Annotated in this window: 18 protein-coding genes; 13 read left to right on the top strand and 5 right to left on the bottom strand. The window is 37.5% G+C overall.

The genetic code is table 11. The annotated features are described in order from the left end of the window. Positions 1-5 precede the first annotated feature (5 nt). From walK to rlmH, 7 genes are all read left to right on the top strand, one after another. A complete protein-coding gene (gene walK / locus LJY09_RS26080; RefSeq protein ID WP_014457685.1) occupies positions 6-1,913 on the top strand; it encodes a cell wall metabolism sensor histidine kinase WalK in 1,908 nt (635 codons plus the stop codon). Next, a complete protein-coding gene (locus LJY09_RS26075; RefSeq protein WP_028411920.1) occupies positions 1,904-3,271 on the top strand; it encodes a YycH family regulatory protein in 1,368 nt (455 codons plus the stop codon). The genes walK and LJY09_RS26075 overlap by 10 nt, the downstream gene beginning before the upstream one ends. Beyond that, the gene (locus LJY09_RS26070) at positions 3,258-4,037 is read left to right on the top strand and encodes a two-component system regulatory protein YycI (protein WP_028411921.1); all 780 of its coding nucleotides are present in this window, start codon (positions 3,258-3,260) and stop codon (positions 4,035-4,037) included. The genes LJY09_RS26075 and LJY09_RS26070 overlap by 14 nt, the downstream gene beginning before the upstream one ends. A gap of 18 nt (positions 4,038-4,055) precedes the next feature. Beyond that, complete coding sequence (locus tag LJY09_RS26065; RefSeq protein WP_014457688.1) at positions 4,056-4,850, top strand: MBL fold metallo-hydrolase; 795 nt, start codon at positions 4,056-4,058, stop codon at positions 4,848-4,850. A gap of 57 nt (positions 4,851-4,907) precedes the next feature. Next, complete coding sequence (locus tag LJY09_RS26060) at positions 4,908-6,140, top strand: S1C family serine protease (RefSeq protein ID WP_154974085.1); 1,233 nt, start codon at positions 4,908-4,910, stop codon at positions 6,138-6,140. Between the two features lie 73 nt (positions 6,141-6,213). Continuing rightward, complete coding sequence (locus tag LJY09_RS26055; protein ID WP_016765983.1) at positions 6,214-6,372, top strand: CxxH/CxxC protein; 159 nt, start codon at positions 6,214-6,216, stop codon at positions 6,370-6,372. Positions 6,373-6,455: 83 nt separating this feature from the next. Beyond that, a complete protein-coding gene (rlmH, locus tag LJY09_RS26050) occupies positions 6,456-6,935 on the top strand; it encodes a 23S rRNA (pseudouridine(1915)-N(3))-methyltransferase RlmH (protein WP_028411923.1) in 480 nt (159 codons plus the stop codon). A gap of 136 nt (positions 6,936-7,071) precedes the next feature. On the opposite strand, the gene LJY09_RS26045 is transcribed toward rlmH, so the two are convergent. Then, positions 7,072-8,070 carry a tRNA dihydrouridine synthase gene (locus LJY09_RS26045; RefSeq protein ID WP_028411924.1) on the bottom strand — a complete coding sequence of 333 codons (999 nt, stop codon included), beginning with the start codon at positions 8,068-8,070 and terminating at the stop codon, positions 7,072-7,074. 392 nt (positions 8,071-8,462) lie between these two features. Continuing rightward, positions 8,463-10,361 (bottom strand): PhoX family protein, encoded by a 1,899-nt coding sequence (locus LJY09_RS26040; RefSeq protein ID WP_028411925.1) that lies wholly within the window; start codon positions 10,359-10,361, stop codon positions 8,463-8,465. A 381-nt stretch (positions 10,362-10,742) separates the two neighbouring features. On the opposite strand from LJY09_RS26040, the gene LJY09_RS26035 reads away from it, so the two are divergent. Then, positions 10,743-11,585, top strand: a complete 843-nt coding sequence (locus LJY09_RS26035; RefSeq protein WP_028411926.1) for a PepSY domain-containing protein — start codon at positions 10,743-10,745, stop codon at positions 11,583-11,585. A gap of 40 nt (positions 11,586-11,625) precedes the next feature. Here the strand turns inward: LJY09_RS26035 and LJY09_RS26030 are convergent, their stop codons facing one another. Then, positions 11,626-13,074: a sensor histidine kinase gene (locus LJY09_RS26030; protein WP_028411927.1), complete on the bottom strand. Its 1,449-nt coding sequence runs from the start codon at positions 13,072-13,074 to the stop codon at positions 11,626-11,628. Then, positions 13,071-13,754 carry a response regulator transcription factor gene (locus LJY09_RS26025; RefSeq protein WP_028409748.1) on the bottom strand — a complete coding sequence of 228 codons (684 nt, stop codon included), beginning with the start codon at positions 13,752-13,754 and terminating at the stop codon, positions 13,071-13,073. Before LJY09_RS26025 ends, LJY09_RS26030 begins: the two co-directional genes overlap by 4 nt. Positions 13,755-13,982: 228 nt before the next feature. Here LJY09_RS26025 and LJY09_RS26020 point away from each other — a divergent pair, with 228 nt between their 5' ends. The 3 genes from LJY09_RS26020 (at position 13,983) to LJY09_RS26010 (ending at position 18,125) form a co-directional block, all read left to right on the top strand. Further along, complete coding sequence (locus LJY09_RS26020) at positions 13,983-15,020, top strand: PepSY domain-containing protein (protein WP_154974082.1); 1,038 nt, start codon at positions 13,983-13,985, stop codon at positions 15,018-15,020. A 193-nt stretch (positions 15,021-15,213) separates the two neighbouring features. After that, positions 15,214-16,413, top strand: coding sequence for a class I SAM-dependent rRNA methyltransferase (locus LJY09_RS26015; RefSeq protein ID WP_154974080.1), 1,200 nt, complete (start codon positions 15,214-15,216; stop codon positions 16,411-16,413). Positions 16,414-16,691: 278 nt separating this feature from the next. Next, on the top strand, positions 16,692-18,125 hold the full coding sequence (locus tag LJY09_RS26010) for an anion permease (protein WP_028411930.1): 1,434 nt from the start codon (positions 16,692-16,694) through the stop codon (positions 18,123-18,125). A gap of 28 nt (positions 18,126-18,153) precedes the next feature. Here the strand turns inward: LJY09_RS26010 and LJY09_RS26005 are convergent, their stop codons facing one another. After that, positions 18,154-19,605 (bottom strand): alpha-amylase, encoded by a 1,452-nt coding sequence (locus LJY09_RS26005; RefSeq protein ID WP_028411931.1) that lies wholly within the window; start codon positions 19,603-19,605, stop codon positions 18,154-18,156. 250 nt (positions 19,606-19,855) lie between these two features. Between LJY09_RS26005 and LJY09_RS26000 the strand changes: the two genes are divergently transcribed. Continuing rightward, positions 19,856-20,545, top strand: a complete 690-nt coding sequence (locus LJY09_RS26000; protein ID WP_028411932.1) for a response regulator transcription factor — start codon at positions 19,856-19,858, stop codon at positions 20,543-20,545. After that, positions 20,523-22,772: a sensor histidine kinase gene (locus LJY09_RS25995; RefSeq protein ID WP_155010610.1), complete on the top strand. Its 2,250-nt coding sequence runs from the start codon at positions 20,523-20,525 to the stop codon at positions 22,770-22,772. The genes LJY09_RS26000 and LJY09_RS25995 overlap by 23 nt, the downstream gene beginning before the upstream one ends. Positions 22,773-23,083 lie beyond the last annotated feature (311 nt).

Genomic DNA, 23,083 nt, shown 5'->3' with positions numbered 1-23,083 from the left:
TTTAGATGAAGAAAGTAAGGCTCCTGCAATCTATTCATTTAAAGTTTGTATTGATTTATGTGCTGCTTATTTTAATTGCGATGCAAATTATTGGGGTCTATTTTGCTCGACAATTAGAAAAAGAATTAGTTAACAACTTTCGAACGTCTCTTCAAGAGCGGACAGACTTGCTGACGTATAACATTGGACAAGAAATGGTGAAAAATCGTGATGATGATTCACCCACTCTTGAGGAAGACTTAAAGACTATTTTACGAGATTTTGCTTCAAGACCCAATTTAGCTTCAAATGATATGAATGACATCTCTGAAGTAAGAGTCATTGACCAAAATAGAAGAATCATTGCTACATCGAACTCAAATCCTCAACAGATCATAGGTAAAAAGACTAATGATTTAGCGATTACAAATGCGTTGTTAGCAGGAACGAACTCTGATAATGTATTTGTTGATCAAAGCGGGCAACGAATCAGAGTTATGATACAGCCTATTCGTTTACAGGATAAAGTAGGTGCCAGTCAATCAAATTCAACTAATAAAAATGGAAAAGTTCAGTCTAGCGAAGAAATCTTAGGCGCTATTTACTTAACAGCTTCCATGGAGCCTGTTTACGATCAAATGAGTAATATCAATCAGATCTTTAAAGCAGGTACGGTGATCGCTCTTTTTATTACAGCTATTTTAGGCGTGTTTTTAGCTCAGACGATTACTCGTCCAATGTCTGAAATGAGAAAACAAGCACTTGAGATGGCCAAAGGGAATTTTACGAGAAAAGCTAAGGTATACGGATATGATGAAATTGGTCAGCTAGCTCTCACATTCAACAACTTAACAAGAAAGCTTCAGGAAGCACAGGCAACGACAGAAGGGGAGCGCCGTAAGCTTAGTTCGGTATTAGCTCATATGACGGACGGCGTTATTGCGACGGATCGAAAAGGAAGAGTAATTTTAATTAATGATCCAGCCGCAGCTATGCTAAATGTTTCACGTGAAACGGTTTTGTCTGACCCAGTTGTTTCCCTATTAGATCTTGAAGAAACGCATACGTTTGAAAGCTTGCTCGCTAATCAAGAGTCATTAATTTTGGACTTTAGTACAAAATCGGATCCTTTTATTTTAAGAGCTACCATTTCTGCTATTCAAAAAGAGACCGGTTTTATTAACGGGATTATCATTGTCCTGCATGATATTACAGAGCAGGAGAAAATTGATCAAGATCGCCGAGAATTTGTAGCGAATGTTTCACATGAATTGCGTACGCCGTTAACAACGATGCGCAGTTATTTAGATGCGCTTGCAGACGGTGCTTGGCAAGATAAGGACTTAGCTCCAACATTTTTAAATGTAACGCAAACGGAGACAGAGCGAATGATTCGTCTCGTTAACGACTTGCTTCAATTATCTAAGCTAGATAGTCAAGACTACCGATTTAGTCGTGACCCAATCAATTTTGTAAAGTTCTATCATTACATCATTGATCGCTTTGAAATGACGATTGAACAAGGTATTTCGTTCGTGCGCGACTTGCCAAATGAAGCAATCTATGTCGCTATCGATCAAGATAAAATTACACAAGTATTAGATAACATTATTTCCAATGCAATAAAATATTCACCTGAAGGCGGAACCATTACATTTTCAATTGCTCAGCATACGCATGAAATTGTTGTGAGCATTAAAGACCAAGGTATGGGAATTCCAAAATCAAATTTAGCTAAAATTTTCGAACGCTTCTATCGTGTAGATAAAGCACGAACGCGTAAATTAGGCGGAACAGGATTAGGGCTTGCTATTGCCAAGGAAATTATTGAAGCACATGATGGACGCATTTGGGCAGATAGTCAGGAAGGAAAAGGAACAACGATTTACTTTACTCTTCCGATTGAAAGTGAGAATGATGACGAATGGGAATGAGATATGAACATATCAAAACGGCCATCTTAGTTGTTCTCGTCGCTTCCAGTTTAATTATGACGTATCATATATGGACGTATCAGCCTTCTTATAAGGTCATTTCAAAAAATCAACATTTGCAAGAAGTTGAAGTGAGTTCAAAAAGTAAAATAGAAGATCATATTCTTCCAACAGAAGTTCTCTATCATCGAAACGATAATCACTACATGTCTCACGATGAAGATGATGTAAACAAATGGGTAAATGAAATGAAAAAGTGGAAATTTTCGAATGTGACGGACGTTTCGGATGCTATTTCTCCTGATGGATTTTTAAATTATGTCCATGGAAGTAATTCTATTGAAGTGCTGTATCCAGACGCGCTACCTTTGAAAACATTTCAACAGCTTTTTTCATTTTCTCAAACGTCTTTGCCTAATCAAACATTTGACCGTGTACTCATTAAAATTAAGCGTACACCTTCCTTTTTCGTGAGCGTGTATCTTGTGAATTATGAGCAAAAAAAGATTTATTCGGTTACAGTCAAGAATTTGGCCAAAGATGATATCAAAGAATTAGAAGATAAAATGAAGCGTACGTATGCCCCGAGCCTTGTATATAAAGAAAACAAAAATCGGTATATCTTCCTTCCGGAAAATAATATTACGATGAATAGTGAAGTCTACTATACGAGCATGAGGCATTTAGATATTGAAAAATATAAAGAAGCGCTTTTTAACAACCCAGACTATGCACGGAAAGAAACGTCTACAAACCGAGATGTCTACACTGAAGGTACAAAAGTGATCAATGTCAATACGAAGACAGATGTGATGGAATATGTGAATCTTGTAAATTCCACGACCGAGGTAATGGAAGATTATAATTTAATAAATCGCAGCTTTAGCTTCGTTAATGACCACGGCGGCTGGACAGAATCTAATTACAGGTTCAACAGCTGGAATCGCATTACAAAAGAAATTAGCTATCGTTATTATAAAGATAACTATCCAGTGTACAGCAATCAGGGAATGACTGAAATATATCAAAGATGGGGAAATGCGGAGATTTTAAATTACCGTCGTCCTCTTTATCGTTTTGTAAGAGTACAGGACTCGAGTGTAGAAAAGCTGCAGTCATCTCAAAAGGTGATTCAATTAATTGAAAAACATCAAAACTTTGACCCGAATCTGTTAAAAGATATTTCAATAGGCTATCAGCTAGAAGAAGTGTCACAGCAGCCGAAAACCGGCGAAAAGACGGTTGAGTTTAATTCTAATTCTGTCAAACTCGTTCCTTCTTGGTTCTATTATTATAATAGCAAATGGTATCGAATTGCACCGCCGACCGAAGGAGGCGATAACGATGGATTGGAATAGAACAAAAACCATCTTTATTTTCACTTTCTTGATTCTTAATATTTACTTAGGCTATCAGATTTTTAAAACTCATCAAGAAGATCAGTACTCTCTATTTGTAGAGTCGAGCGTGGAAGAACAATTGACGAGTGAAGGCATTGAATATAAACATTTACCTGTAGATGTGAAGGAAGCTTCGTCGTTAAATGCTAAAAGTAAGCTGTTTAAAGATGAAGATTTAAAAAAGCTGAAAGAGCAAAAAGCAGCGCTGCTTGAGGAAAAAACAATTCGAAGCGTACTAGACAAACCTTTTTCAGTATCTGAAAAAAGTCCCGAAGCAAAGCTAAGTCAATTTCTAAAACGGTATGTTATCTCAGGTAAGGATTATGAGCTATGGAATGTTAACAAAGAGAAAAAAACAGTTACATTCTTTCAACAATATAAGAAGCATAAAATCTTTGATAATGAAAATGGCATGATCATTGCTCATTTAAATGATAAAGGTGAAATTATTTCGTATGAACAAACAATGCTAGGTTCTGTGAAAACGTTAGATGATGAGCAGGATGTTTTAACGCCTTTAAAAGCATTAGAAAATTTGTTTTTGAAGGGTGAATTGAAAAAGAAAGATTCTGTAACAAACGTAGAGTTTGGGTACTATACGTTTGATCTGCCGCTACTAAATTCTCAAGTTTTAGCACCAACTTGGCACATTGTTGTAAATGGAGATACGAGTTATTTTGTAAATGCCTTTGAAGGGCAGATTATTAAAAAAGGAAATAAATAAGTATTTGGAGTGAGATAAATGAGCCTGCATTTCAGCGTGCTAGCGAGTGGGAGCACAGGAAATGCGATTTTAGTAAGTGATGGAGAACATTCCTTACTAGTTGATGCGGGGCTGAGCGGAAAACAAATGGAAGCTCTCTTTCAACAAGTAAATCGCAATATCCCGGATTTATCAGGAATTTTAGTGACTCACGAACATAGTGACCATATTAAAGGACTAGGTGTTCTGGCACGTAAATATAAGCTCCCTATTTTCGCAAATGAAAAAACGTGGAACGCAATGGACGGCTTGATCGGCAACATTGATACGGAACAGAAGTTTCACTTTGAAATTGGCCAAACGAAATCGTTTGGTCAATTGGAAGTGGAGTCTTTTGGCGTTTCGCATGATGCCGCAGAGCCTATGTTTTATGTCTTTCATCAAGGGTCTAAAAAATTGACCCTTATTACGGATACCGGCTATGTAAGTGACCGCATGAAAGGTACGATTAAAAATAGTGATATGTACGTATTTGAAAGCAATCATGATGTTGAAATGCTGAGAATGGGGCGCTACCCTTGGAGCATTAAAAGACGAATTTTAAGCGACGTAGGACATGTATCAAATGAAGACGCGGCGCTTGCAATGGCAGATGTAATTGGAGATCAAACCAAACGCATTTACTTGGCGCATTTGAGTCAAGACAATAACATGAAGGAAATTGCCCGCATGTCGGTTGCACAAGTGTTACAACAAAAAGACATCAATGTAGAGGACAATATTCTCCTATGTGATACTGATCCAAAAAGACCAACTGATATTGTTTATGTATAGTCTCTAGAAAGGAAGCGAAAAATAACTTCATTTAGTACGTGAATGCAGACATTCACGATGATAAATGAAGGGTTCGGTGATAGTGTGGAACATTATGATGAAGGCCAAGAGCCGAATAGTCGGCCGCCTAAACGCCGCAGAGGATATTTCGCTTCTGCTCTGATTGGAGCTATTATAGGTGCACTTATTGTACTGCTTCTTATGCCAGCCTTGGTGAGGAACGGGATTTTGCCATACGGATGGATGAATGATGAAAACGGAGATGAACAAATAGGGTCTACGATACAAAAGTCAGTATCTCTTGACGTCACTACGGCCGTCACAAAAGCTGTTTCCGAAGCCAATGCAGCAGTTGTAGGAGTTGTAAACATTCAGAACTCTGAAAGCTTTTGGAATGATGAACGAACTGATGCCGGGACAGGCTCAGGTGTTATTTACAAAAAGCAAGGCAATAAAGCTTATATTGTGACAAACTATCATGTCATTAAAGGCGCTAACGAAATTGAAGTGAGCTTCAGTAACGGTACAAGGGTATCAGCTAAAATTCTTGGCAGCGATGATTTAATGGACTTAGCAGTTCTTGAAATTGATGCAGGTCACGTGACAAAAGTGGCTACCTTCGGAAATTCTGATAAGCTTAAAGCTGGTGAACCAGTGATTGCTATCGGAAACCCGCTAGGCCTTCAATTTTCTGGATCCGTTACACAAGGAGTTGTCTCAGGAGTTAACCGTGTCATTCCTCAAGATTTGAATGGCGATGGAAATCCTGATTGGCAATCAGAAGTCATTCAAACAGATGCCGCAATTAACCCTGGCAATAGCGGGGGTGCTCTTGTTAATATTGATGGTGAATTAATAGGCATTAATTCCATGAAAATTGCCCAAGAAGCAGTTGAAGGCATTGGTCTTGCAATACCAATTAACATGGCTAGGCCCATTATTAATGACTTAGAACGATATGGTGAAGTTAGACGTCCGTATCTTGGAGTTAGTACACTATCATTAAGTGAGGTATCAGGGTATCATTTAAAAGAAACCCTTAAGTTACCGCATGATGTAGTAAACGGAGTCGCTGTTCTAAAAGTCGAGCCAGGTTCGCCAGCCGCTAAAGCTGGGTTGAAGGAATATGATGTGATTGTTGAGCTAGATCACAGCAAAGTAAGGGATATTGCGACACTTCGCAAACACCTCTACATTGAAAAAGAAATTGGCGATAAAATGAATGTAACGTTCTATCGTGATGGCAAAAAGAAATCCACAGAAGTAAAATTAACTCGTCAAATGAAGTAAAAGAAAAGTTATCCACAGGGGATAAACTCCTGTGGTTTTTTAATGAAAAGAATAGAGAAAGGAAGATAAATACATGAAGATATATTGCTGTTTAGAACACACGGAACTAGCGCTGGATGTAATGGTAGATGAGATTGAGCTAGCACCGGTTTTTGAAAAAATAGAAAATTCAACTGACAAAAAAAGCTGCGAATATTGTGACAATGAAGCTATATATGTAGTAGGGAACTAATATTCTTATACAAAATGTGGATATAGCATGTGGATATGTGGATAATATCTGTGGATAAGGGATAAAGGAGAGGAGAATAGCCTGTGAATATCTCTATTATAACCATTGGGAAGTTAAAAGAAAAATACTTAAAACAAGGCATTGAAGAATATTTAAAGCGTTTATCAAGCTATGCAAAAGTAGAAATTATTGAGCTTGCAGATGAAAAAGCGCCCGAAAACTTAAGTGAATCTGAAATGGAACAGGTGAAACAAAAAGAAGGAGAGCGCATCTTAGCGAAAATCTCAGATGATACTCACGTGATCGCATTAGCTATCAACGGAAAACAAAAATCTTCCGAGGAACTGGCAAAAGAAATCGATTCATTAGCTACTTACGGAAAAAGTAAAGTAGCGTTTGTCATTGGCGGATCGCTTGGCTTAAGCAGCGAAGTAATGAAACGTTCAAACGCAGCTCTTTCTTTTTCAAAAATGACCTTTCCTCATCAGCTTATGCGCCTAGTATTAGTAGAACAAATTTACCGAGCTTTTCGTATTATTCGAAATGAACCTTATCATAAATAGAACGTGTGGATATTTTTTCATCAAAAGCTGAGGCAGAAGGAAATGTAAAACCTTCTGCCTCAGCTTTTATCATATGTGGATAAATAGCAAACGTCTATAAAATAGAACAATTGAGTTTAAGCAAACGAGCTCTTATTTAAGAAACAGAAAAACCTTCGTCTTCTTTCACTCCAGCTCTGTCTTTAAACTCATCAAGCAATGCACGCACTTCATCAGTCGTTTCCGTGCTCATGAGCAGATTTCTTAATTCACTTGCACCGCGGAATCCGCGAACGTAAATTTTGAAAAAGCGTCGAAGCGGTTTAAAAGGGCGCGGCTCTAGCTCTTCAGAATACTTGTCATGAAGGTCTAACTGCAGGCGAAGAAGTTCTAAGAGCTCTTCGCTTGTGTGCTCTTTCTTTTCTTTTTCAAACGCAAACGGATTATGGAAAATTCCGCGTCCAATCATAATTCCATCAACGCCGTACTTCTCCGCAAGTTCAAGACCTTTCTGGCGGTCAGGAATATCACCGTTAATTGTTAGTAGCGTATGAGGCGCAATTTCGTCACGAAGCTTCTTAATCTCCGGAATTAACTCCCAGTGCGCGTCAACATCGCTCATTTCTTTTTTCGTACGAAGGTGAATAGAAAGGTTCACGATATCCTGTTCTAGAATGTGCTTCAGCCATTCGTACCACTCATCAACTTGCGTATAGCCAAGACGAGTCTTTACGCTTACTGGAAGCCCTCCAGCTTTGGCTGCCTGGATAATCTCAGCCGCAGTATCTGGACGTCGAATCAGACCAGAACCTTTTCCGTTTCCTGCAACGTTCTGCACAGGACAACCCATATTAATATCAATGCCGCGAAAGCCCATTTCGGCCATGCCGATACTCATTTGACGGAAGTATTCAGGCTTGTCTCCCCAAATGTGCGCAACGATTGGCTGTTCATCATCTGTAAACGTCAAACGTCCTTTTACGCTATCTTTTCCTTTCGGATGGCAGTAGCTTTCCGTATTCGTAAACTCTGTAAAAAATACGTCAGGTCGTGCTGCTTCAGTCACAACATGGCGAAAAACGACATCCGTCACAGCTTCCATCGGTGCCAAAATAAAAAACGGACGCGGCAACTCATGCCAAAAATTATCTTTCATCTTATATCTAAACCCTTTCTTTTAGGGAAAACATCTTCCCAAAATTAAAAAGTGTAATTTCTTTTATAAGGTTGAATGCTAGTATAAACTTCAACCAATATATACTTTAATGGTATGGAACGAAAAGTGCAAGGGAACGAGACATTTTGTTTAGCTGGAAATACTTATTGAAACGAATTCTATATCTAGCATTAGTGGGGCATAAGGGAGCCTGAAGGGATATACCGGATACTTACCAATAAATATGCTAACGCGTTTGGGGCTAGGCACTTTCTTTAAGGATATTATAAAGTATTCACCATAATTGTGGTTGCGATAAGCGGTTTTATAAATAACTTCTACTATATAAAAACCACGTCTGTCACTCACAACAGACGTGGTTTCATTACGTATTAATGCTTTTTGTAAGGAGCGCCGTCCTTAGAAGGGAGTCCAGAAATGTATCCGACACCACCTGTTTCTTGAATGCCAATGCTTTCTTTCATCGCGTTAGCTAACTCTCCTTTATCAACAGCGGTAATATTTTTGTCGCTGATGTCCTCGCCCGGGTGCTGATAGTTGCTTAGTACGTAGCGAGAGTTTTTAATGTTTTCTACTGCACGAAGTCCCGTTGCTTCTGCTCCCACTGGAACCGAAAGGATGCGTGATAGTTTTTTGGTTTTTACATTATAGGCCCATACAAAGTTGTTTGTGTGCAGTGAGCTGTCTTCTCCGATAAACAGTGTATTTAAGTCATTTGAATACGTAAGGTTATCAGGGTTGGCAATTTTATTTGGATCCGCTGTATTGCCGTATGCATCTGCTTTTTCTAGGTCTTGTCCAATCAATAGCCCTTCCATACTTGCAGGAACGTAGCGGCTGTTAATCTTGCCTTTTGCTTGGTCTTTTTGATGCGAGCCTAAGTTCAGCTGGTAGGTCACACCAGACTCTAATTTTGGAAGCTGGATATCATCTTGTACAGCACCAGGCTCTTTTAGCATGGCACTATTTTGGTAAGAAATAGCCATATACGCTTTTTTGTCTTTTTTATTAACCGTTAGTCCTTCCATCTTGTTGAATTCAGACGTGGCACCTAGAATCGCACCGTATCTGCGTGATTCTAAAAAGGCAGCTGCTTTTTCCATGCCAGGCTTTACTTTTAAATATTCAACTTTTTTACTTGCGGCGGTTTTGACTGCTTTAAATCCTTTTGTAGGCTGGTTGGCTGTTTCAAAAATATCACTGAATTTTGTGCCTTTGTCGATTATTGTTTTCACTTCATTGTCTGTTGCATGGCCAAGCTTAATCCACTGAAGGTCGCCTTTCCCTCCATTTTTTGTGCTCGTTTGTTTAAACTTTGCGGCATAAAGAGTTCCTGCTGAGAAGTCTTTTTCCTTATCTGCTACATACATAAACATCATGGTATTAGACCCATCGTCTCCAAAAAGAGCGGTTTTATTATCTGGAAGTACCTGCATCATTTCATGTGAAAAACGGCCTGTGCTGTAATGTTTTACGACAGACGCATCGCCGCTTTCATCCACTGAAATTTCTGGAATCCAGCCGTAGTAGTAAGGGTTTGCTTTTGACGTGTCACCGAAATAAAGCTTAGCGAAGTTCGTAACGTCTTTATAAGAGCTAGATGCAGGGTCTTCAAAAGCGCGTGCATCAGGCTCGTATTCTTCTGAACCGAGGTGAGTACCCCAATCCGTTGTAGAGCCATTACACGGCGTCCACAAACCATTTACATTAGAAAAATCAATTTTTTTAGCATGGTTGACGGTTAGTTTTCCTGTTTTATCATCTCGGTCAACTTGTGTAAGCGTCATGGAAGCAGGAAGACCGGAAATCTCTTTTCCAGCATTATTAACAGATTCGTATTCATAATGTGAAATAATATAAGACTTACCGTTAATGGTAATAAAGCTGTTTGAATCCGGCGCGTCTGATACATACGGTGATGGCTGATCAGGAATGCTTCGGTCAATAATTGGATCCCCGTTTGCATCGATTGGTGTACCTGCGGCGATTAATTCTCCTTTATTATCGACAATTTTATCTTTTGAAAGAAAGAGTTGGTTATAGTTAAGCGGCGTTTCTTCCACACTTCCATCTTTATACGTTACTTTTACAGAGGCCTCTGTATACGTTTTAATCATATTCTCAATCGTAGTAGGTGCTTTCATTGGCTGAAACTCGACGCTTTTGATTTGTTTTGGATGTTGAACTGGATGATGCTCTGCTGCAAAAGCAGAAGCGGCGCTAGAAGCTAAGAGAGTGAGAGATAGTCCAAGAGATACTCGTTTTTTCATGGTTGATAACCTCCAAATCGTATTCATACATTTATTAAATCATTTGATTGTTGAGGAAATATGAAGAGAAGCATTGGATTTGTTGAGCTGTTGTTAAGAACGTTGAACATTTAGATGACAAGTTTAACTAGAAGTTATTCAGCTATCTTTCAGAATTTGTTCAGATAGCATTCAGCTGGGCTTCATAGTGAATTCATGTTCCGCTCTTAAAATAAACACATAGCTAAAGAGGACAAGAAGCGCTTTGGCTCGTACAGCAAAAGTGAAAGGTATTTTAGCAGAAAAAAACGTTACTCCAATGGCGCTATTTTGATAAATGACCGCTGCTAAAACCTTTAGCTTGTGCTGTAAATACATTGGAAATTACGCGGAGGTATAATCATGATTGGAAAAGTATTAGCAGGAAAAGCAGTAGTAGCAAAAGCCGTGGGAGGTGCCACAATTGGAACAGCTATCGCTCTTGGTTCAATGACAAGTGCATTTGCTTCAGACGGCCAGCACATTACTTCAATAAAAGCGTCGGCTCATACCGAAGCGGCCACATATACACAAGCTCAAGCAAAAACAATTGCCTTAAAGAACTGCGGAGGAACGGTTCAATCGGTTTCTTTTGAAAATAACGCCTATACGTTTTTAATTCACGGAAAAGATAATCAAGACCATCATGTGAAAGTAAATGCACACAGCGGAAAAGTGGTAAAGGTTGAAAAACTATCTTTTTCTCAAAGTGAGGCACAAGCAGTAGCGGTGAAAAACTGTGGAGGAACGGTTAAGTCGGTAGGCTTCAACGATGGAGTGTATACGTTCTTAATTCATGGAAACGATAGCCGTGACCACCACGTAAGAGTCAATGCACAAAGTGGAAAAGTGATTCAAATTCAAAGCGCTGCATTTACAAAAGCACAGGTTCAATCAATTGCATTAAAAAATTGCAGTGGAACGATTCAATCGAGTTCATATGTAAATGATGTATACACATTTTTAATTCACGGAAAAGATAACAAAGATCACCATGTGAAAATAAACGCTGAAACAGGAAAAGTAATCAAAGTCGAAGCGGTAAAGTTTACGCAAGAACAAGCTAAACAAGCTGCTCTTCAACAGCACAAAGGAACGGTTCAATCTGTTTCATTCAGCGAACAAGCGTACACGTTTGTCATTAAAGGAACAGACAACGTACAACATACTGTAAAAATCAGTTCTCAAACAGGAAAAGTGTGCTGATTTGATACAAAAGACGATTGCTTCACGGCAATCGTCTTTTTTACGTCAAGGGCAATAGGATTTCAAAAGCAGTTCCTGCATTCAATTTGCTCTCTACACGTATTTTCCCCCCGTGCAGCTCTATAATAGATGCGCTAATGGCCAAGCCTAAGCCCGCTCCTCCATATGCCCGAGAGCGTGAAGCATCAGCTTTGTAAAATCGCTCAAATAAATGAGGAAGGTGTTCTTGAGGAATACCATGACCGTTATCTTGTATTATTAACGAAAGTTCTTTCTCATTTATTTTTCCTATCACTTGAATAACTCCTGTAGTTGGATTTGTATGCTGTACGGCGTTGGAAAATAAGTTTAAAACAACTTGTTTAAATTGATCTTTGTTAATGTCTGATGGTAAACGGCTTGGAAAGTCGAATAAAACCTTTCTGTTCCCCGCCAATAGTATGAGTTGAGGTTTCATATCTAAAATCAACTCATCTACAAAACAGTATTCTTTTTGAAACGGTGGAAGTTGATCAAGCTGAGCAAGAAGCAGAAGATCCTGAATAAGTTTGTGCAGTCTTTTGGACTCTCCATACATGCTTTTTAATGCGTCGTTTAATTGTTCTGGATTACTGCTAGCCCCTCTTAATAAAACTTCTAAAAAGCCGTGAATAGATGTAAGCGGCGTTCGCAGTTCATGCGAAGCATCCGCAACAAAACGCCGCATTTGTTCTTTGGCCTCTGTTTCTGCTTTAAATGCTTTTTCAAGACGTTCAAGCATTTCATTAATAGAAAGAGAAAGGCGATCCATTTCGATTTGTCCTTGATTAACAGGCAAGCGGTCATGTAAGCTTCCGGCATTAATATGCTCTACTTTTTTAGTAGTAGTAAACAAAGGGACTAACGTCTGTTTTAAAACAGAAGAAAAAACAAAAAAAGCAATGGTCATTGCGGTAAGTGAAAGCATTAAAAAGATGAGCATTTGTCTGATTAAGAGGTCTCTTAATGATTCTGTGGGAGTATTAATTTGAATAACTCCCTGTATTTCTCCATCAAAGATAATGGGTTTTAAAACAATGACTTGCTCTTGATGACCATCCATTTTTTTTATGAGGCTCGTCGTGTTGTCCGGCTGGTTGCTGTTTTTCATTACTTGTTTGTATGCAGATGCAGAAAGCTTAGGGAAGTAAGAATGATGTGGATCCTTAGCCAGCCGTAAAAAGGTGCTTTTTTGATTGATAAAGGTAATATTAACGCCCGGGAAATAAACCATTGGTCTTGATGATTGTTTTACGTTCTGGCTTGTTTCAATATCGTGCTTCCAGACATCATCGGGAATCAAGTGAATTTGGTCTTCGATGCTTCTAATTTTATTTGTATAAATAAATTGCTTCATAAATACGTATTGAAAAACGCCTATCAGCATCAGTAAACTCAAAATAACGAGTAAACTTCTAGATAAAAGCTGAAGGCGAAGAGAGTTCAAATGAAAGAAACGTTTGTGCTTCATGAAATATCAATCCGGTACCCTACACCGCGAAGCGTTCGAATAACGGTTCGGCTATGGTCCTGTAATTTTTCTCTCAGTGATCGAATGTATACTTCAACAATGTTTTCTTCTCCTCCAAAATCATATCCCCACACTCGATCTAAAATGGTGGATTTACTTAGTACGAGACCGTGATTAATAACTAAGAATTTTAAGAGTGCATATTCAGTAGGGGATAAATCAAGTATGTGATTAAGGTATTTAATTTCTTTGCGGCGGTCATCAATTTTAAATGGACCGATGGATACTTCGTCTAATAAGTTGGGAAATTGATTGCGGATTCTAGCTTGAATGCGCGCAAGAAGTTCTTCAAAACTGAAGGGTTTGACCATATAATCATCTGCTCCAATAGTCAGCCCCTTTACTCGATCGTCCACTTGATCTTTTGCTGTTAGCATGATGACAGCTATATTCCCCATTTTCTTTAACAAACGGCATACTTCAAATCCATCCATTCCCGGAAGCATAACATCTACAATAGCGATATGAGGCTTGAATTCTTTGGCTATATTAATGCCTTCCATTCCGTCTTGGGCAGCTTTGATATCAAATCCTTCATTCGTTAACCCTAAAGATAAAAACTGTAAAATAGTTGGTTCGTCATCTATAAGTAAGACTTTAATTCCTTTTAGTTGATCCATCATGGTGAAAACTCCTTTGCTCCTCTACTTTCTATTATGCTTTTTTATCTGAAACAGCCCTGAATAATAGCTGAAAGCAAGCTGAAAAATAGTAGCTATTCTTATATCTTCAGCTAACTTTAAGCTTCTATTCGTCTTATTCTCAGAAATCTTTTGCATAATGAACGGCGTACTAGATAAAACGCCATAGACGGAAAGTCTAATGGTGAAAGAGGAGGAAATGTAAAGATGATTAAATGGGTAAAAGTATTGTCTACATCTGCTTTAGGAGCTGCAGTTGCATTTAGCTCTATTACAACGAGTCACGCTGCAGAAATGCAGACAGCGAAAGCAGAGACAACTGAACATGTGAGTATCTCGCAAGCTCAGGCAAATGGTATTGCTCTGCAAGATTGTAAAGGGACGGTCACATCTACGGAATTTAAGCAGGAATCAAGTGTGTATGTGATTACAATTGTAACGAATAACCTTGAGCAAAGAATCGTAGAAGTAAGCGCAAGCACTGGAAAAGTAGTGAAGAAGCAAGAAGTGAAGTTATGGACACAAAATCAAGTGAAAGAATCCATTTCTAAGCAGTATACAGGAGCGATTCAATCTATTACATTTAACAAAGAAATGCATGAATATACGTTAACTGTAGTAGATGGCAAAGTAGAATATACGCTAACCGTGGATGGTCTAACGGGGAAAGTCATTCATGAGAATAAAAAAGAGCCGCAGCTAATATCAGAGCAAAAAATAAAAGAAACAATTGTTAAACAATATAGTGGTTACGTATATAGTCTAGAGTTTAAAGAATCCGCTAGTCAGTATGTCGCAGTGATTCTTAAAGATAGCACTCAATATACGGTAACGTTAGATGCTTTCACAGGAAAAGTAGTTAATACTTCTCAGCAAGCAGTGAAGCTATTAACGAGACAAGATGCAAAAGATCTTGCATTGGCTACATATGCAGGTAAGGTGAAAATGGTAGAATATGATCAAAACGCAGCGATTTTCACAGTAAAAATAATCAAAGATAATACGGAATACACCGTTACAATCGATGCGGTTTCGGGTGAAATCACACATGTAAAACATAATAAGCTTCAGCCGTTAACGGAGACCGCTGTAAAAGTTCTTGCTTTAAAACATCAAGAAGGAAAAGTAGAGCATATTGAGCTTATAACAGAAAACTCAATAACTGTATACGTGGTGACTTTAGTGAGCGGAAGCAAGCAGCAGACGCTTAAGTTCGATGCATATACTGGACAAGAGTGCTCATAATTTTTTATCTTAAAACATAAAACATACATTTCATTTTTCATTCATATCAAGCAGAGGGTGCTTCAAGGCATCCTCTGCTTTTCTATTTTGTAACTGGAAACATTACCGGTTATCTATGTTAAGATAAATGTAGATTATTCTCGTAAAATGGATAAAACTAGAATGAACTAAATTAAATAGATAGGGTGTACACATGAGAAAAGAAGTACAAGTTATAGCCAAAGAAGCTTTTATTAAAAAAGTGAATAAAGGTTATCCACTCATTGAAAAAGATGCGCTTGTTGATGGTCATAAACTGCAAGAAGAAGGCGTTATTATTAACTTAGTCACTCCAAAGAATCAATTCTTAGCCAAAGGCTATTATGGAAAACAAAACAAAGGCTACGGATGGATTCTGACGAAGAAGAAAAGTGAACAAATTGACGCGGCGTTTTTTGTACGAAAAATTCAGCGAGCTATTACCTCTCGTCACGATTTTTATGCGTCTGAAGATACAACTGCTTTTCGTGTATTTAATAGTGAAGGTGACGGAATTGGCGGCTTAATCATTGATTATTATGACGGATATTACGTCACGAGCTGGTATAGTGAAGGAATTTATCAATTTAAAGAATACGTTATTGAAGCTTTAAAATCTGCGCCTAACTTTAAAGGGCTGTACCAGAAAAAACGTTTCAACGTAAAAGGGCAGTATATTGAAGAAGATGATTTTGTCACAGGAAATAAAGGTGAATTCCCTTTAATTGTAAGAGAAAATGGTATTCGTTTTGCCGTTTATTTAAATGACGGAGCGATGGTTGGGGTCTTTTTAGATCAGCGAGACGTCCGTAAAACGATTCGAGATAAATATGCAAAAGGAAAGACCGTTCTAAACATGTTTTCGTATACAGGCGCATTTTCAGTGGCGGCCGCTCTTGGAGGAGCTACGAAAACAACAAGTGTCGACTTGGCCAATCGCAGCTTGGCAAAAACAATTGAGCAATTTAGTGTAAATGGAATTGATCACGAAGCACAGGACATTATTGTGGAAGATGTTTTTAAGTATTTTAAATATGCGGTTAAGAAGAATATGACGTTCGATCTTGTGGTGCTAGATCCGCCGAGCTTTGCTAAATCGAAAAAGCATACGTTCAGCGCGGCAAAAGACTACAAAGATTTATTAAAAGAAGCCATTGCTCTTACAAAGCCAAATGGTGTCATTGTAGCTTCGACGAATGCAAGTAATTTTGATATGAAAAGATTTCATTCGTTTATTGAAAAAGCTTTTAATGAAAAAGGGGAACGTTACAAAATGATGGAGCAGTTCTCTCTTCCAGCTGATTTTAAAACAATAAAAGAATTTAAGTCAGGTGATTATCTCAAAGTCGTGTTTATTCAAAAAGTAAATCGTTAAATGCAAGGCTGCATGATGAACTCATGCAGCTTATTTATTTTGATGAAATAACGCTTACAAGCTATTTTGAAGGGAATAAAATGAAGGTGAAAGATAAAAATTGTCAATATGTATGATAAAATAATAAAGGAATTATGCTCAACACTTCACAAATTTACAATATCATCCTTATGAAACGTATTTTTACAATTATTTTATTTTAAATGGGACAAGTATTGGGTACGAAGGGGAAAGAGCATACTACTATTATTATTTAAAAACATGAAAGGAGAAAGATTATGGCTGAAACAACTAAAAAGCCTGCCGGCGAAGTGAAGTTTATTCCTTTATTAATTTGTCTGGCAATCGGACTTGTTTTATGGTTTATTACACCTCCGTCCGGACTTGATGTGAAGGCTTGGCACTTATTCGCTATTTTTGTGGCTACTATCGTAGGTCTTATCATTAAACCATTGCCATTAGGCAGTGTAGCTATTTTATCTTTAACCATTATTGTATTAACTAATACATTAACACTTGAACAATCGCTCAGCGGTTTTCAAAATACGACGATTTGGTTGATCGTTATTGCATTCTTTATTTCTAGAGGTTTTATTAAGACTGGTCTAGGAACAAGGGTTGCCTATATCTTTGTTCGTTTGTTCGGTAAAAAGACGTTGGGACTATCGTATTCTCTTATCGTAAGTGATTTACTTTTATCACCTGCAATGCCGTCTAATACAGCACGAGCTGGAGGAATTATTCTTCCAATCATTCGTTCTTTATCTGAAACATACGGATCGAGAACTGGAGACGGTACGGAGCGCAGAGTCGGTGCTTTCTTAACAAAAGTATCGTTTCAAGGAGATATGATTACATCGGCTATGTTCGTAACGGCAATGGCGGCCAATCCTCTTGCTGTTAAAATGACGGAACAAATTACAGGAAAGACTATTTCATGGGTTGGATGGGCAGCGGCTGCAATCGTACCTGGAATTATTAGTTTAATTGTTATTCCGCTCGTTATTTATAAGCTGTATCCGCCAGAATTAAAAGAAACGCCGGAAGCATCTGAAATTGCAGCAAAAAAACTAAATGAAATGGGTCCGCTAAAGAAAGAAGAATGGTACATGATTGGCGTATTTTTACTTCTTCTTGTGCTGTGGATTTTTGGCGCTAATTTAAATATTAATGCAACAACAACTGCTTTTATTGGTCTATGTGCGCTGCTTTTAACGCAAGTGTTAAGCTGGTCGGACATCAAAAAAGAACAGGGAGCATGGGATACATTAGTCTGGTTTGCTGTTTTGGTTATGATGGCAACTTTCTTAAATGATCTAGGCATGATTCCTTGGTTCAGTGATCTGATGAAAGGCACTGTTAGTCATATGTCTTGGATGACGGCGTTGATTGTACTAGCTATTGCATATTTTTATTCTCACTACTTTTTTGCGAGTAACACGGCTCACGTCAGCGCTATGTACGCAGCATTTTTATCTGTCATCGTGGCCGCTGGTGCGCCTCCGTTACTGTCAGCATTAATTTTAGCGTTCTTTAGCAATTTATTTGGCTGTTTAACTCACTACGGCAGTGGACCGGCACCGGTGTTCTTCGGTAGTGGATATGTAACGCAGCAAAAATGGTGGTCGCTCGGCTTTTTAATTTCAATTATTCATATTATCATTTGGATTGGAATTGGCGGCTTGTGGTGGAAACTGCTAGGTCTATGGTAAAAAAACAGTGGCGCAGGCCACTGTTTTTTTATGCTTCAGCCCAAACGGATACAGAGCCGCCATTTACAGGGAAGTGTCCGTAGCCGTCTTCTTCGATCACAACTTGGTCTTCTCGGTTCTTTGTGAAGTCGATCCACGTTTGTCCGCTTCGGTGTTCGCCGACGAACATTCTCTTTTCGCCGTCTTCGCCGTTTGACATCACCACAGCGCATCCAGACTTCTCAAATTCCTCTACACCATGCCTTACCCATCCAATGGTATTCGGGTGATCAAAATAATCGTCTTGCTGTCCGTATGCTTTGTCATAGCGTACGTGCAAGAGAGCAGAAATATCTTTTTCTTTTCCCTCAATTGGATGCTCTCCGCCTATCCCAAAATAGTCTCCGTAAAATACACAAGGATAGCCGTCTTCACGAAGTAAAATTAGAGCGTAAGCACTTTGTTTGAACCAATCTTCTACCCAAGATTCTAAAGATTCATTTGGCTGAGAGTCATGGTTATCTACAAATGTGACAACATTCAACGGATGAGTCTTAACCAATGTATCATCAAAAATTGTGGTTAAATCAAAATCTCTTCCTTGCTGAGAGGCTTCATGCAGTTTGTAATGCAGCGATACGTCAAACAAATCAATTTGATAATCAATAACGTCTAAAAATTCCTGACAGGCTGTTAATTCTGGATTCCAAAACTCTCCTACAAAATAAAATGGCTTTTCTTGAGAAGAGGACAATTCGTGAGCAAACTCTTTAATAAAATCATGGTTAATATGTTTAATGGCGTCTAATCGGTAACCGTCGCACTGCAGGGTGTCTGCTAACCATTTTCCCCATTTGATCATTTCTTCTCGAACTTCAGGGTGATCGTAATCAATATTCGCAAACATTAAATAATCGTAGTTGCCAAACTCTTGATCAACATTTTCGTTCCAGCTTTTGTTTTCCCCGGCAATACGAAACACACCTTCTTTTCCGTTTTTATCATCGTAATCAGTGCCATTAAAATGATTAAAGTTCCATTTGAAAGAAGAATATTGATCGCCGCGCCCTTCAAATGTAAACTTTGTCCACCCTTCAATTTCAAAGGGTTCAGAAATCTCTTCTGTTCGGTTCATGGGGTCTACTTCAATGACGTGGAAGGTTTCTTTTTCATCCGCTGCAGCTTTATGATTCATCACAATATCAACATAGACATTAATTCCGTGATTATGACAGGCATCAATTGCTTCATGCAGCTCTTGCTTGGTTCCATACTTTGTACGAACGGTTCCTTTTTGATCAAACTCGCCAAGATCATATAAGTCGTAAACGCCGTAGCCATTATCCTCTGATGAAACACCTTTTGTAACCGGGGGAATCCACACGGAATCAATTCCTTGTTCTTTTAGTTGAGGAGCGAGCTCTTTGAGGCGTTTCCAATGCTCGCCATCAGCTGGCACATGCCATTCGAAAAATTGCATAATTGTATGATTCCGTTCCAAGTTAAATCATCCTCCTTTTAAATAAAAAGATATAATCGCTCACGGATAGTTCTTTAGAATCAAATGAGGAATTGATTATATTTTTTCTTTTAACGTTCCTGTTATCCCTATTCCTTAAACCTTTTTCAATATATGATGCTTAAGAAAATCTTAAGATTCCCCCTTCTTTTTTCTTAAGAAATGCAGTTTACAATAAAACCCATAGACGAAATGACCCATGATATACTTTTGAAAGGAGTGTGAGAAATCAATGAACGAATATGTGGTTTTAGTCGTAGATGATGAGCAAGAAATCCGCAATGGTATTGCTATTTATTTAAAAAATGAAGGTATTAAAGTCTTTACGGCCAAAGATGGAATCGAAGCCATAGAGATACTAAATAAAGAAAAAGTTCACTTGATTATTCTGGATATTATGATGCCAAGGCAAGACGGCATTTCAACAACGTTTAAAATTCGAGAACAAAAAAATATCCCGATTATTATGCTGAGTGCTAAAAGCGAAGATGCCGATAAAGTGCTTGGTCTGCAGGTAGGAGCAGACGATTATGTGACAAAACCTTTTAATCCATTAGAACTGATAGCAAGAGTTAAATCACAGTTAAGAAGATATGTGACATTAGGTACCTATGAAGAAACAAAGACGATTAATATCCGAGGTCTTGTACTTGATATTGAGGCTAAGTCCGTCACTCTTGATGGGGAATTCATTAAGCTCACTCCCATTGAGTATAAAATTGTAGAATTATTAATGAAAAATGCAGGAAGAGTTTTTTCCATACATGATATTTATGAGCGCGTATGGAATGAACCCGGCTACAACGCAGAAAATACGGTAGCAGTGCACATTAGAAAAATAAGAGAAAAAATTGAGATTGAACCAAAAAATCCGAGATATGTAAAGGTTGTGTGGGGACTTGGATATAAAATGGAAAAATAGCGTTATTTCAGCTATAGGTATTATCTTGTTTTTATTTGGTTTAGGAGCAACCATTTCTTCTATTGGCAGCATGCATAACCTAGTAAAAGCAAACTACTTACAAAAAAGTACCTATGTAAAATTAGAAGACTTCCAAAAAGAAATAGATCGTTTTACAAATGATCTTTACCTCTTAGAATTGACATCCAAGAATAAAAATACCGTTAACGCAAATACGATAACAGAAGAAGAAATTGAGTCGTATCGATATGCAGAAGGAAACTTAACGGAACAAATACAAAACGTACACGATAAATATGAAGAAAAAATAGAAGACGCTAAGCAAGCAAAGAGTAAAAAAGTTGAAGATGCCTATGTAAAGCAGCGGGATCTAGAAGTTAAAAACATTCAAAAAAAGTTTCAAGATGATCAATTTGTTCGAGAAAAAATAGCAAAAAATAAAGAATTCGAAATAACGAGAATTTATGATGAAGCTTTTGATCGGCAAAAACCATTATCTCAATATAAAAAAGACATCATGTATTATTTGAAAGATAGAAACACACAAAAAATATATACGAACATCCAAAATGCAAGCAAGGAAAACGTTAATCAATTAGTAAAACAAAAAAATATGTTGTATAAACATACCTATTCAGCTCAATCACCCCTCGTGTTTCAACTAGATGAATATAAAAATTCATTGTTAAGCAGTGAGACAGACTCAGAGATTCCAAATCGGTATTTAAAGCAGAAGTTTACGGGTATAATTGCTGTTCCTGAAAAAGAAGCTTTCAGTAGTTCTTTATTTGATGAGTATAACTATTTTCATCATCAAAATGTAGTATTTCTCGTGTATGTATTGTCAGGGATAATAGCTCTGTTAATAGTTTACTTCATTTATAAAAAAACAATAACCGGACATTTAAAAGAAATAACAAGACAAACTGCCGTACAGAGGATTTATAAAAAAGTACCTTTAGATATGTGTATAATTGTTTTTCTTTTGTACTCATTTTTCACATCAAGTCTAGTTCTGAACGGCTATCCAACTTCTTTATTAGAATCATATAAGCATGTTGCTACATTTTTCTTTTATATGATAGCTATATCCATAGCTATTTGCCTGTGGGTACTTCAAGTATTTTTACTGTTTCAGCGTATGCGCACACTAGATGATATAAAAGAAGAATATAACAGAACGTGTGTTTATCAAGTCATTTATTTTCTTCAATCTATTTTTATTATCAGACATATTGGCATGTATATAATGGTTGTAGTACTGCTTTTAGTTTTTGCAGTATTTGCTGTTGCAGCTTTATTGACCAGTGGATCTATGTTTGTAGAACAAGTGTCTATACTATACTTAGCTGTCGGCAGTGTTATAGGAGTGTTTACTTTGATACTGCTTATGCTACGAATTAATTATTTAAATAAAATTATTATTTCCATTAATCAAATCGCCACAGCTGAGTGGAAAGAGCCGTTACCTATCAAAGGAAAATCAGCTTTAACTCAAGCAGCGATAGATATAAATCATATTCAGCAGCAACTTCAAACATCTCAGCATGTTCAAGTTAAAAGTGAACGCTTGAAAACAGAGTTAATTACCAACGTCAGTCACGATTTAAGAACACCATTGACTTCTATTATGACATATACAGCGTTGCTAAAGTCCCAAGATCTTACTTCGGACGAACAACATGCTTACGTTGAAATTATTGACCGTAAATCAAAACGTTTACAGACACTTATTGATGATTTATTTGAAGTATCAAAAATGGCAAGTGGAAATGTAGAATTGCATAAAGACACAATTGATATTAATCAGCTTCTTCATCAGGCTTTAGCTGAATATGATGAAGCAATTAAAGATTCAACTCTGCAATTTCGTATTCAATCTATCCAAAAGCCGATATTTGCTACTGTAGATGGTCAAAAATTATGGAGAGTATTTGACAATTTGATAGAGAACATATTGAAATATTCACTTGAACAAACGCGTGTCTATATTTCTGTTCAAGAAATAAACGAACAAGTGAAACTAACGTTTAAAAATGTAAGTAAATATGAGTTAAATGAGCAGGCAGACGAGCTGTTTGAACGATTTAAAAGAGGGGACGCCTCAAGACAAACCGATGGCTCTGGACTTGGTTTAGCTATTGCTAAGTCAATTATTGATTTGCACGGAGGAGAACTGAATATTGAAATTGACGGAGATTTATTTAAAGTAACGATTACTCTTTAATGTGAGTGAATATAAACAGCATATCTAGTAAAAAAGAGAAGCAACCTCATTATGCTGGTTGCTTCTCTTTTTTTAGCGTTCGTAATTTTATTCCGCAACCGCAAAGTGTACTGTGCTTTAGTACTTTTATTTCTCTATGACACTGATTACATCTTATTTCTTGTCCAATCATTTCTTCATCCCTTCCTCTTTTTACAAGAATTTAAATAAGTATCCATAAAATATGGATACTTATTTAGTGATAAAATGTTAAACTAATTGAGAATAAACGAGAATCTAAAATGAGAAAAACATCTTTATTTTCTCATTGG

The organism is Priestia sp. J2 (genome assembly GCF_020790095.1).
Lineage (GTDB): Bacteria > Bacillota > Bacilli > Bacillales > Bacillaceae_H > Priestia > Priestia zanthoxyli.
Note: the sequence above shows the minus strand (reverse complement) of the source record. Positions and strands in the feature narration are given on the sequence as shown.

Coding starts and splice junctions, on each gene's coding strand:
- walK (WP_014457685.1), top strand. CDS start 6: ATGAAGAAAGTAAGGCTCCTGCAATCTATTCATTTAAAGTTTGTATTG.
- LJY09_RS26075 (WP_028411920.1), top strand. CDS start 1,904: ATGGGAATGAGATATGAACATATCAAAACGGCCATCTTAGTTGTTCTC.
- LJY09_RS26070 (WP_028411921.1), top strand. CDS start 3,258: ATGGATTGGAATAGAACAAAAACCATCTTTATTTTCACTTTCTTGATT.
- LJY09_RS26065 (WP_014457688.1), top strand. CDS start 4,056: ATGAGCCTGCATTTCAGCGTGCTAGCGAGTGGGAGCACAGGAAATGCG.
- LJY09_RS26060 (WP_154974085.1), top strand. CDS start 4,908: ATGATAAATGAAGGGTTCGGTGATAGTGTGGAACATTATGATGAAGGC.
- LJY09_RS26055 (WP_016765983.1), top strand. CDS start 6,214: ATGAAGATATATTGCTGTTTAGAACACACGGAACTAGCGCTGGATGTA.
- LJY09_RS26045 (WP_028411924.1), bottom strand. CDS start 8,070: ATGAAAGATAATTTTTGGCATGAGTTGCCGCGTCCGTTTTTTATTTTG.
- LJY09_RS26040 (WP_028411925.1), bottom strand. CDS start 10,361: ATGAAAAAACGAGTATCTCTTGGACTATCTCTCACTCTCTTAGCTTCT.
- LJY09_RS26035 (WP_028411926.1), top strand. CDS start 10,743: ATGATTGGAAAAGTATTAGCAGGAAAAGCAGTAGTAGCAAAAGCCGTG.
- LJY09_RS26030 (WP_028411927.1), bottom strand. CDS start 13,074: ATGAAGCACAAACGTTTCTTTCATTTGAACTCTCTTCGCCTTCAGCTT.
- LJY09_RS26025 (WP_028409748.1), bottom strand. CDS start 13,754: ATGGATCAACTAAAAGGAATTAAAGTCTTACTTATAGATGACGAACCA.
- LJY09_RS26020 (WP_154974082.1), top strand. CDS start 13,983: ATGATTAAATGGGTAAAAGTATTGTCTACATCTGCTTTAGGAGCTGCA.
- LJY09_RS26015 (WP_154974080.1), top strand. CDS start 15,214: ATGAGAAAAGAAGTACAAGTTATAGCCAAAGAAGCTTTTATTAAAAAA.
- LJY09_RS26010 (WP_028411930.1), top strand. CDS start 16,692: ATGGCTGAAACAACTAAAAAGCCTGCCGGCGAAGTGAAGTTTATTCCT.
- LJY09_RS26000 (WP_028411932.1), top strand. CDS start 19,856: ATGAACGAATATGTGGTTTTAGTCGTAGATGATGAGCAAGAAATCCGC.